The sequence below is a fragment of the Pseudoalteromonas sp. PA2MD11 genome (assembly GCF_017808125.1).
Lineage (GTDB): Bacteria > Pseudomonadota > Gammaproteobacteria > Enterobacterales > Alteromonadaceae > Pseudoalteromonas > Pseudoalteromonas simplex.
The window spans coordinates 23161-34290 of sequence record NZ_JADKNF010000005.1; the positions used below are offsets into that span (position 1 = coordinate 23161).

Genomic DNA, 11130 nt, shown 5'->3' on the forward strand with positions numbered 1-11130 from the left:
AAAACAACTAAGCCTGCCCATGTCGTTACTTACGCCAACTTGTTAGTTTGTGACCAATCAGTGCGTAATAAAGAATAAACGCATAGCAAGGGATCAACAGATAATAAGCTTGTTGTGCATTGCCTGTATATTCTGCAAATACACCGTATACCAAAGGCAATAGCGCGCCACCAGAAATCCCCATAATCAGTAATGCCGCGCCGGTTTGGGTTTTATCACCAAGGTTTGCAAGGGCCATAGGCCAAATGGTCGGCCATACCAGCGCATTCGATAAACCAAGTAATGCAACAAATAACACAGTATCTGGAAAACTGTTATCAGCAAGCCAAAAGAGCACTACGTTTGCAATCGCAGTTTGTTGCGGATCAATCAAAATGATGCCAAGTGAAAACACACAACCACTTAACGCGGAAAATATCAGCGCCTGTTGCTGACTAAAAAAGCGAGGAATTAACACGATACCTAACACATAACCTAGCACCATAAAGCCCATGGTGTAAGAGGTGAGTTCAGCGAACTGCAATACCCCTTGTTCTTTGCCGTAAAGGCCAATGGTGTCGCCGGCAATGACTTCTGCACCTATGTAAAAGAATAGAGCTATCACGCCTAAAACCAAGTGTGGGAATTGCAGTACTGATTTGCTCTCGCTGTTGTTGCTAGTTTTTGGTTGCTCAATATCAGGTAATGGAGCCAGCATAATCAACGCAGCTAATATCGCTAACGCAATTGCCATTACAAAGTAAGGCGTTATTAAACGATTAGCCAATTCTTGCAACTGTAATTGCTTTTGAATGCTGTTCAATTGGGCGAGAGCTTCAGGGCTAAAGCTGGCAATGTCGCTAAATACAATCGCAGAGAAGAGCAATGGAGCAACCACACCTGCGCTCTTATTGAGAATACCCATGATGCTAATGCGTACGGCTGCCGTGTCTTTAGAACCAATTAGCACGATGTAAGGATTCGCAGCGGTTTGTAATAAGGTGAGGCCGCTTCCTAAAGTAAATAAGGCAACCAAAAATAACCAATAAGCCTGAATTTGTGCGGCAGGAATAAACAACAACGCGCCAAATGCCATGGTGCCTAAACCAAATGACATACCATGCTTATAACTAAATAATTTCAATATCTTAGCGCTCGGCAGTGCCATGACGGTATAGGCGATATAAAACACCAATGTCACCATGTAAGCTTCAATATGGTTGAGATCACAGACCATTTGTAGAAATGGAATCAAAGATCCATTGAGCCAAGTTATAAAGCCAAATAAGAAAAACAAGCCACCTATGATCAACATAGGTAGTAATTGTGTACGGTTGGTGTGTTCTGTTTGCTCTAATAGTGAGCTTTGTGTTGTCATTTTTGTCACCAATAAGTTAACGGTAGATTAATGATAAAACATTTTTCGTAAGTTTTGAAAGTTTTATTTTATTTCGAAACTAAGCTTGGCTTTGAAACTGTAAATTGTGTAATATTGAACTACGAATTTGAAAGCAGCTATATAAACAACAGGCCAGCTATGCTAACCACAATAGAAAGAAGACAAAAAATCGTTCTGATGACCGAGGAAAATGGCAAAGTAAATGTTAAAGATCTTGCGAAAACTTTTGATATTTCTGAGGTTAGTATTCGCCATGATCTTAACGAACTGGGCAAGCGTGGTCTGGTTGTTCGTTCTCGCGGCGGCGCAATTGCTTGTGATAAATTGGTCAAAGAGTTATCAGTTAAAGATAAGCATAACGAAAATTATGCTGTGAAAGTTCTACTGGCAAAAGCTGTTGCAAATTTAGTTGATGATGGCGATTCACTAATTATTGATTCGGGCACCACAACCGAAGAAGTCGCGAAAGCATTGACCAACAAACAAGACTTAACCGTGATGACAAACGGCCTCAATATTGCGCATGTACTGGCTGATATAGACGATGCCAATGTATTTATGCTGGGTGGGCAATTGCGCAAGAAATCAATGTCTTTTTACTCAAATGAAGTTGAACAAGCACTCAGTAAATATAATTTCAAAAAGGTTATTTTAGGAGTGGATGGCATAGATCCTGAAGCGGGGATCACCACCCATTATGAGCCTGAAGCAATGTTAAACCGAACAATGTGCACACGTGCAGATCAAGTGATTGCTGTAACTGATTCAAGTAAATTTGGTAAACGGGCTTTGTATAATGTATTACCACTAAAATCAATCGATGTGCTAGTAACCGATAAAAACATGCCAGCTGAATTTGTTGAGTCATTGGTTGCTTTGGGGATCGACGTAATCACTGTTTAGAGCTAGTAGCATACTGACAAATTACCTAAACCTTAAGGAGGTTATTATGGCAGGAATAAGTGTTTGGCAATTAGCTATTATTGCCGCAATTGTGGTGCTTTTATTTGGCACAAAAAAACTGTCACGGATCGGTGGTGACTTAGGGACATCAATTAAAGGGTTTAAACGTGCAATGCAAGATAAACCCAAAGACGAAGCCTGATAATCTTTGTCTCAAATAATGTTATTACCTTGCTCTGGGTCGCGAGATTGATCTGCTTGTTCGCGAATATCATCGGCATCACTGCTAACATCATCAAGGCTGTGATCGTCGAATGATTTTGCTGTTTTTGGCTCTGCGCTTACACTATTGTATGGCTGCCCGGTATCGTTTTCGCTATTTAAAATAATTCGCTCGCGAGCATCATCAGGCATGCTTATTTGCTCTGTTAAATAGGTATTGACCAGCTCTCGCATTAATTGTGATGCCACTTTGATAGTACTGTGTTCGTTACTATTAACCCAAAAATAAATGGTTAGATTTAAAGTCGCTGAGCCTAAAGAATCAATTAACACTTGGCTTGGCGGATCAATAATAACAGCAGGGTTTTGATTAACCACATTCATTGCTAATTGTTGGGCATAGCGAATGTCATTATCGTAGCCAATGCCAACGTTAAAGTGACCTCGCATTTTAGGATTTGCGGTGAGGTTTTTAATGACGTTTTTATAGACGGTCGCATTGGGAATTTGAATGTGATTACCATCAAAATCAACCAAGGTGGTGGCGCGAGCCGTAACCTTTTTAACTACCCCTAAACGACCATCAACTTCGATAACATCATCAATACGAAAAGGGCGCTGCACACTAAGCAGCATACTTGAAATAAAGTTTTCGGCGATATCGCGAAAAGCAAAACCTAAAATAAGCCCGACTAAGCCAGTACCACTCATAATCGCCACGGCAAAACTGGTGAGCCCTGCAAGACGCAAAAATAAGTACACCCCAAACAAGATGATAATGATGCTAAAAAAGCGCCTAGTTACCACATGTAAAAGTTTACTTTCACTGACAAAGCCAAGCGGTTTGATTAATAAATACGATAAAGGACGAGCTAATAAGTAGCAGATAATGATGGCTACAATACCGAGTGTTAGTGCAGGTAACATTTGCCATGTAGTATGTAAAAACTTCGTAATTTGAGAGTTTAAGTCTTGCCAAGATAAGCTCTCAGGGATTGCTTGCGATGTTACTGAAACTGTCGGTGTAAACAAACTAGCCAATTGATTTTTAATAAGTAAATAATAATTCATCGCACCACTCCATGGACCTTTATACTGTTTTTATAAGCTTAGCTTAATGCAATTCAGACGCCATTATTACTGGCAAGTTGTTTGCAGCTTGAGAGTGATTAAAGCAATTTTTTAGGTCGCTTATGAGTAAGGACAACCGAGGTTACCAAGCTCGCTCACCAATGGAGATCCCAATGCGAGGCTGGTGGGATATCTGCAAGCGGGTTTATCACAACCTATCACAAGACAATTTATCTTTTGTGGCGGCAGGCGTGGCATTTTATGCTCTGTTGGCTATTTTCCCTGCGCTGGCGGCTATTGTCTCTGTGTATGCATATTTTGCCTCGCCAACAGATATTTATGATCAGCTTGGTAAAGTGATTGCCATTTTACCTGAAAGTAGCCGTGACATCATTTTGCTACAGGTTAGTGGTATCACTCAGCAATCGCAAAAGGTATTGAGTGCCAGTGCCATAGGTACTTTATTATTGACTGTTTGGAGTAGCAGCAAAGGCTGCCAAGCTCTCATCACTGCCTGCAACATTACTTATCATCAGCGCAATAAGCGCCAGTTTTTTATGGCATTAGTGGTGCGTTTTTTATTTTCGTTAGGTGCTATTGTGGTTGCGTTGGTGGCGTTATTGATCATTGGTATTTTGCCAATAGTGCTTAACTTAGTTGGCTTAACTGAGCTTATCGATTTAATGATTCAGCTTATTACTTGGCCACTATTAGCCATTATTTTTAATTGCGCTTTAGCATTTTTATATCGTTATGCACCGCATAGAACGCCTGCCAAATGGCGCTGGATCACCCCAGGCTCAATGCTTGCTACGTTAATGTGGATCATCGCATCAATTGGTTTTTCATATTATGTATCTCAATTTGCCAGTTATAACGAAACCTATGGATCGCTAGGTGGTGTGGTGATCATGTTGATGTGGCTTTATATCAGCGCATATATCATCATTTTTGGTGCGGCTATCAATGCTAGTACAGAGCAACAAACTCTAGTTGATAGCACTATTGGGCCAGAAAAAGCTGTAGGGAAACGCGGCGCGATCGTGGCCGATAGATTGACAATTAAACAACGAGAAAATGAGCAATAAGACGCAGTCGAGCTACTCCTAGACTTTAGGTAATCCCTAGGCCCTAATTGACATTTTTAGAATTGACTTCTATTAAATATTTAATCCTAAAGTTCGATTTTGGTTTTTATGACTCGTACTGTGATTTTACGTATCAGTAGGTCAGAAAGTTAAATCTGCGATCTCTAACTAGCTGTAATCATATTTATAGGTCATGAAATGCAAAAAGAGCTCCAACTTAATATTAAGCGTTTATCTTTACTTAACTTGGTTGCTGTAATTCTAGCTGGGTTAACGGCTTTGTCAGTTTATTTAATGTATGGCAGTTTAAAAACCATAGAGGCTGAAACTAAAGTTAGATATCAGTCTTATATTTTGGCTGAGCAAGTCAGGCAAAGTTCAGATCAATTAAGTTTAATGGCAAGGGCTTATACAGTAACAGGCAATACTAAATTTTTAGACTTTTTTAACCAAATTCTAGCTATTCGAAATGGTGAAGCGCCACGTCCAGAAGATTATCACCGCGTTTATTGGGATATGTTAATGCCTCATAACGGTAAGGCTCCATTTCCTGACGGTGAAAAAAAATCACTCCAAGTTATGCTAAATTCCATTGGTATAACAGATGAGGAGATGCAACAAATCCGGCTTGCAGAAAAAGCATCAAATGATTTAACAAAAATTGAGTACGCTGCTTTTCAAGCTTTAGCAAATAAACCTGACGAGAATATGGAAAAGGAGCAAATTGACGCGATTCTGAGTTTGTATAGTGATGATTACTTTTTGGCAAAGTCAGAAATAATGAGTCACATTAATAACTTTTTGTTTATGTTAGATTATCGAACCGAACAAAACCTTGATATCGCGACGCGAGATCACTACTTGATGTCGCTTTTCTCTTTTTGCTGCTTTATTACCATTTTAATTGTGCTGTATTTTATCGGCCGTTTGCGCAAATCACTTAATCATTTATATGTGTCTTCACTTGAAGCTGAAGTGGCAGAAAAAACATCTTCTTTGACTGAGAAAAACGTGCAGCTTAAAGAATCTATGGATTTAATGGCAAAGACTCAAAAATACTTAATGGAAGCAGAAAAAACAGCAGCACTAGGTCGTCTAGTTGTTGGGGTAGCACATGAAGTCAACACGCCTGTAGGTATATGTATAACAGCTGTCAGTTACCTTGAAGATGAAAATAAAAAGATGGGAAAAGTGCTAGCTGATAAACGCGTTAGTAAAGGCTCACTTGAAAAATATGTACATACTTCAGAAGAAATTAGCTTATTACTTCATTCTAATTTAGATCGATTAGTTGAATTGATAACAAGCTTTAAACAAATTGCCGCTGATCAGCATTGTGATGAATTAAGGGTAATTAACTTGAATCCGCATCTGCATGATATTGTGATGTCGTTTAAGTCAGATTCTAAAAATAAAAATGTTGAGGTGATTTTTAACATACCCGATGATTTAAAAATTCAAAGTTACCCAGGAACATTTAATCACGTTATGACAAACTTGTTTTCAAATGTTTTTTTTCATGCGTTTGATGGGCAGATAGAAGGCGCAAAAATAGAAGTTTCAGCAAGTTTTAAACATAATAATGTTTTTATAAGTGTTAAAGACAATGGCTGCGGCATAAGCGAAGATATTCAAGATAAAATATTTGATCCTTTTTTTACTACTAAGCGTGTCCAAAAAAATACTGGTCTAGGGCTTTATGCTGTTATGAATTTAGTTACGCAAAAATTAAAGGGCTCGATTAGTTTCGAATCTGAAGAACAGACAGGCACCACCTTTTATTTAACTTTGCCAAATCTTCAAACTGAGCATGAAATAACGCAGAGCGATGATATAGAACCTCTTTAGTATTCGCTTTTATAGAACGTTAGATGCTTATTTTACTCATGGTTGTTAGTTAAAATAGCGCCTAAAATCACTTCATACAATTTACGGGAGTAAAGTTATGAAAGTGATTCAACAATTAAATAGCCATGCCACACAAGATGGTGATGGTGTAAACATCAGCCGTATTCCAGGTTTTGATGGCAAGTACTTAGACCCTTTCTTAATGATCGATGAGCTTAAATCCGATGATCATAGTGATTTTATGGGCGGCTTTCCTGCGCACCCTCACCGTGGTATCGAAACCTTTACTTATATTATTAAAGGTGGCTTTGAGCACCAAGATCAAATGGGTAACAAAAAAGCAATTCGTGCTGGCGATGTGCAGTGGATGAGTACCGGTTTTGGTGTGATCCACAGTGAAATGCCATTAGCAGATGCTAAAGAAGGTATGCATGGCTTTCAGATTTGGTTAAATATGCCAAGTGCAGAGAAGCTAAGAGCGCCGCGATATCAAGATACCACTGAAGCGCCAGCACCAACGACTCAAAATGAGCAAGGTGTTGAGCTAAAAGCATTAGCTGGAAGCTGGCAATTTGCAGGTGAAAAGCAGGACTCTAGCCTACAAGATCTCGCCGCTGATGGCATGCTTGCTGATGTGACTTTACCGGCTGGCACGCAGTTTTACCATACACCGCTTACACAAACTAAGGTGATGATCTATATCCATACCGGAGAAATTCATACTGAACAGGGCGGACCAGTTAAAGCAGGTAGCTTATTGATTTTAGAGCCTGGTAGTGACATTGAGTTTAACTCGCAAACGGGTGCAGGGGCGTTAATTCTGGCCGGTGAGCCGCTTAAGCAACCAATCGCTCATATGGGCCCGTTTGTAATGACAACCCAAGCTGAGTTACAACAAGCAGTACGTGACTATCAGCTAGGTAAATTTGGCACACTATAGGAGGTTATTGTGGGATTACTAGTAAATGGCCAATGGCAAGATAAATGGTACGACACCGATAACAATCAAGGTGAGTTCAAACGTGAGGCAGCCCAGTTACGCAACTGGGTTACAGCTGATGGTAGTGCAGGGCAAAGCGGTGATGCGGGCTTTAAAGCTGAGAAAGATCGTTACCATCTATATGTCTCTTTAGCTTGCCCGTGGGCTCATCGCACTTTGATTTTTCGCCATTTAAAAGGCCTTGAAGATTATATCAGTGTGTCGGTTGTCAGTCCTGACATGCTAGAGCATGGCTGGACCTTTGATAAAGACAATCACAGCACCGGTGATGCACTTTTCGATAGCGAATTTATGCATCAAATTTATACGCGTAACAAAGCCGATTATTCAGGTCGTGTTACGGTTCCCATGCTTTGGGATAAAAAAACGCAGCGTATTGTTAGCAACGAATCTGCTGAAATTATCAGAATGTTTAATAACGCGTTTAATGCCCTAACAGGTAATGAACGCGACTTTTATCCGCAATCGTTACGTTCTGAAATTGATGAAGTTAATGAGTTTGTTTATCACAACATTAATAATGGGGTGTATCGTGCAGGCTTTGCGACAACGCAAGAAGCTTACACGGAAGCCTTTGATGATCTCTTTGCAGCTCTTGATAAAATTGAGCAACGATTATCAGCTAATCGTTATTTAGTGGGGGACACACTGACTGAGGCCGACTGGCGTTTATTTACCACCTTAATTCGCTTCGACAGTGTTTATGTGGGCCACTTTAAATGTAATTTGCGTACTATCGAAAGCTATCCGGCGATCAGCAACTATTTACGTGAGTTATATCAAATTGAAGGTGTAAGTAAGACCGTTGATTTTTATCATATAAAACGTCATTACTATTTTAGCCACACTATGATCAACCCAACTCAAGTTGTGCCAAAAGGGCCTGATATAGACTACGCTCGGCCTCATAACCGTGGTTAATAGACTCTGATAACTAACAGTTTAATGACTGATTGAACTGTTAGTTATAACTATCCATGACCTTGCGGATAGTGTCGATGCCAAACATCACCTTTTGAATAAATGACTCTGAACTTTTCACTAAATTAAAATTAGGGTGCTGAGACCAAACTGCTTGCAGTTTGTCATCAAGCAATATGGCTTGCTGATCAGACTCGTTTCTAACTGGGTTATTAGAATGAATACTTTGCCCAGACTTCGCTGCTGTTTCAAAAAAGATCACTGCATCATATTGATTAAGCTCGGTATGTAGGTTGGTATTCAGACACTCAAAAAACTCATCTTGCTCACCGGGCCAGTAGGCAAGTCCATCTAAGCTACCACGATCGCAAAGCATTAAACGATCTGGGTGCATGGTTCGTTGAATATGTTCAAGGTGTTTTTGTAAGCTGAAGATAGCTTGTTGGTGAGCTTTGATCAGGTGAGTTGCATCACCACGTTCTATACCACCGCTGAACAGCATGGTCGCAGATTCTGGTACAACAACAATTTGATTAGAAAATTCACGTCTTAATAGATCGATGGCTGTTGTTTTACCACCGCCAGGGCCACCAGTTAGTACAATCCTTTTCTTCACCTTACATTCTCACAAATTGCTCGTTTGTGTTTAAGGTAATGAAAATAGGTGGCAAAGAGAAGTAAAAAGCAAACATTACATGATAATGATCACAACAAACGCAGAAACCAGCTGAAGCGGCTGACTTGTTTCAGTTTACTGTCCTTGGGGTCTGAGTTATTAAGTGCTTCATAACCCATACCCGCAGTGAAGGCACTGGCAACACCCACTTTACTTACCGCAAAGCGTTTTAAACGGTATTTGAACGCTTGATGGTGTTGACGTTTAAGCTCATCTTGTAAATCCATTTGCTGGCTTAGCTTAGTTACTCTGTGTTGCGGTTTATTAATAAAATAATCAATTAACATCATTCATCCTTACTAATATTCAATAATTGACGAATACTTTTTAGCGTATGATCAAACCCTATTTTACTGCTGACATAACCAATGTTCTTCCAAAGCCATGCAAGACAAATCAATTGTAATGCAATCAGTGAAATAGCGGCTAACCACAATGATTGGCTAAAGCTGAATATCGCGATACCGACAGTAGCAAGTAAACCAGCCCAAAGTAACACTAAACCACCGGCAAAACAGACAAGTAGTATAATAGTTAAGGCGAGTGAACGTGTTGATAAGCGCCACTCAGCAGCTGCAAGCTTTTTGCAAGTCCCAGTTTGTTTGCGATAGTCAATGTATAGCTGTTTGCCGTAGTCAGATAATTTAGCAAGGTGATCTTGCCACTGATCAGCGTTTAATGGCTGATCAGTGGCATCTTGCGTTTTCTCATCTGTAGATTGAGAAGTTTGCATAACAATTACTTACGACGAATAAGAGCAGTTACTAACATGCCTGCAGCAAATGCAATACCTGCTGTTGCAAGAGGGTTTTCTGATGCAAGTTTACGAGTTTTACCACTGTATTCATTAATTTTAGCGCGTGCTATTGCTTGCTTTTCCGAAAGCGTTTGAGCAGAGCTAGATGCACCCTGACGTACACTATGTTCAGCACTAGCAGCGCGTGTTGATAATGCATCTACTGCGTGGTGAGCTGCCTCTGTCGCTTTTTCTGTGAATGGCGCCTCTACTTGAGCCGCGTTCGAGTTTGCACTGTTACTTGTTGCCGTGCTTGAATTCGATTTTGAAGTTGCGGTAGTCATAATCATTCCTTAAAAATTGCCATTTAATTGGTGATTAATTCATCGCAACCTTCATACCAAAATATAAAATCAATAATTTTCAATTGTTTATTCTTTTTATTGCGTTCTTGGTTAGTGGTTTTTCGTAACTCTTGCAGGGTGATTAAGTAAAAATTACAGAATAAGATAATTTTGTAATTGTTCATTGGTTATTCATTAACCATTTTTCCCCATTAGATTGCCAATAAAATTGGAAAAAAAATTTTTTTCTATGTTTTCCACTTTTTCCCACGTAATTCAGAGGCTTTGCTTGAGGCCTTATTTTTTCTGGCTTTAGAAGGCACTGAAGATGATCTAGTTACTTGACAAAATAGCTTGTCAAGCCCTAAACTGGAGCACTGTGGTAAAAAGTGGTTTTTAGTGGATCAAATTGGATCAGAGATAGTCAGTTACAATAAATAACCTAATTTAAGGCATGTTATGTTTCGGGGTGCGAGCTCACTGAGTTTGGATGATAAAGGACGTTTTGCGGTACCAACTAAGTACCGAGATGCGATCTTGTCTGAAGATCAGGGAACGGTTATTTGCACTGTTGCTTTAAACGAGCCCTGCTTGTGGTTATACCCGTTAGCCGAGTGGCTTGAAATAGAAGAGCGACTATTAAAAATTTCAAATATGAATCCACGCGCTCGCCGCATGCAACGAATGTTGCTCGGCAATGCCACAGAATATCAATTAGATAAAAATGGCCGAATTTTGCTGGCACCTTCGTTACGAGCCCATGCAGAACTAGGAAAAAAAATCATGTTGGTTGGCTTGATGAACAAGTTCGAAATTTGGGATGAAGATCGTTGGCATGAACAAATGCGCCAAGATACTGAAATTGAACGCCTAGGCGATTTTGAGGCGAATCCTGAGTTCGATAACTTCTCACTCTAACGACACAAAGAAAAAGGCAAATAAT

Annotated in this window: 13 protein-coding genes; 7 read left to right on the forward strand and 6 right to left on the reverse strand. The window is 39.8% G+C overall.

Translation table 11 applies throughout. The features are described 5' to 3' along the window. Nucleotides 1-25 precede the first annotated feature (25 nt). Nucleotides 26-1357, reverse strand: coding sequence for a sugar MFS transporter (locus ISP07_RS07720; protein ID WP_209327275.1), 1332 nt, complete (start codon nucleotides 1355-1357; stop codon nucleotides 26-28). 159 nt (nucleotides 1358-1516) lie between these two features. On the opposite strand from ISP07_RS07720, the gene agaR reads away from it, so the two are divergent. Together agaR and tatA are read left to right on the forward strand one after the other, a co-directional pair. Continuing rightward, nucleotides 1517-2281 (forward strand): transcriptional repressor AgaR, encoded by a 765-nt coding sequence (agaR, locus tag ISP07_RS07725; protein WP_166338756.1) that lies wholly within the window; start codon nucleotides 1517-1519, stop codon nucleotides 2279-2281. Between the two features lie 46 nt (nucleotides 2282-2327). Next, entirely contained in the window at nucleotides 2328-2483 is a 156-nt protein-coding gene (gene tatA / locus ISP07_RS07730) for a twin-arginine translocase TatA/TatE family subunit (RefSeq protein ID WP_082389242.1), read from the forward strand. 11 nt (nucleotides 2484-2494) lie between these two features. Here tatA and ISP07_RS07735 read toward each other — a convergent pair whose 3' ends face one another. Then, nucleotides 2495-3574 carry a mechanosensitive ion channel family protein gene (locus ISP07_RS07735; RefSeq protein ID WP_209327276.1) on the reverse strand — a complete coding sequence of 360 codons (1080 nt, stop codon included), beginning with the start codon at nucleotides 3572-3574 and terminating at the stop codon, nucleotides 2495-2497. A 122-nt stretch (nucleotides 3575-3696) separates the two neighbouring features. Between ISP07_RS07735 and ISP07_RS07740 the strand changes: the two genes are divergently transcribed. From ISP07_RS07740 to ISP07_RS07755, 4 genes are all read left to right on the forward strand, one after another. After that, nucleotides 3697-4662 (forward strand): YihY/virulence factor BrkB family protein, encoded by a 966-nt coding sequence (locus ISP07_RS07740; RefSeq protein ID WP_209327277.1) that lies wholly within the window; start codon nucleotides 3697-3699, stop codon nucleotides 4660-4662. Between the two features lie 198 nt (nucleotides 4663-4860). Next, the gene (locus tag ISP07_RS20690) at nucleotides 4861-6510 is read left to right on the forward strand and encodes a sensor histidine kinase (RefSeq protein ID WP_209327278.1); all 1650 of its coding nucleotides are present in this window, start codon (nucleotides 4861-4863) and stop codon (nucleotides 6508-6510) included. A 97-nt stretch (nucleotides 6511-6607) separates the two neighbouring features. Next, nucleotides 6608-7450 (forward strand): pirin family protein, encoded by an 843-nt coding sequence (locus tag ISP07_RS07750; RefSeq protein WP_054552745.1) that lies wholly within the window; start codon nucleotides 6608-6610, stop codon nucleotides 7448-7450. A gap of 9 nt (nucleotides 7451-7459) precedes the next feature. Then, nucleotides 7460-8431 (forward strand): glutathione S-transferase family protein, encoded by a 972-nt coding sequence (locus ISP07_RS07755; protein ID WP_209327279.1) that lies wholly within the window; start codon nucleotides 7460-7462, stop codon nucleotides 8429-8431. A gap of 40 nt (nucleotides 8432-8471) precedes the next feature. On the opposite strand, the gene ISP07_RS07760 is transcribed toward ISP07_RS07755, so the two are convergent. The 4 genes from ISP07_RS07760 to ISP07_RS07775 form a co-directional block, all read right to left on the reverse strand. Continuing rightward, entirely contained in the window at nucleotides 8472-9047 is a 576-nt protein-coding gene (locus tag ISP07_RS07760; protein WP_138598832.1) for an AAA family ATPase, read from the reverse strand. An 89-nt stretch (nucleotides 9048-9136) separates the two neighbouring features. Then, on the reverse strand, nucleotides 9137-9394 hold the full coding sequence (locus ISP07_RS07765; RefSeq protein WP_209327280.1) for a hypothetical protein: 258 nt from the start codon (nucleotides 9392-9394) through the stop codon (nucleotides 9137-9139). Next, a complete protein-coding gene (locus ISP07_RS07770; protein ID WP_209327281.1) occupies nucleotides 9394-9840 on the reverse strand; it encodes a hypothetical protein in 447 nt (148 codons plus the stop codon). Before ISP07_RS07770 ends, ISP07_RS07765 begins: the two co-directional genes overlap by 1 nt. 5 nt (nucleotides 9841-9845) lie before the next feature. After that, on the reverse strand, nucleotides 9846-10187 hold the full coding sequence (locus ISP07_RS07775) for a hypothetical protein (RefSeq protein WP_054552740.1): 342 nt from the start codon (nucleotides 10185-10187) through the stop codon (nucleotides 9846-9848). Nucleotides 10188-10646: 459 nt separating this feature from the next. Between ISP07_RS07775 and mraZ the strand changes: the two genes are divergently transcribed. Beyond that, complete coding sequence (gene mraZ, locus ISP07_RS07780; RefSeq protein ID WP_054552739.1) at nucleotides 10647-11105, forward strand: division/cell wall cluster transcriptional repressor MraZ; 459 nt, start codon at nucleotides 10647-10649, stop codon at nucleotides 11103-11105. Nucleotides 11106-11130 lie beyond the last annotated feature (25 nt).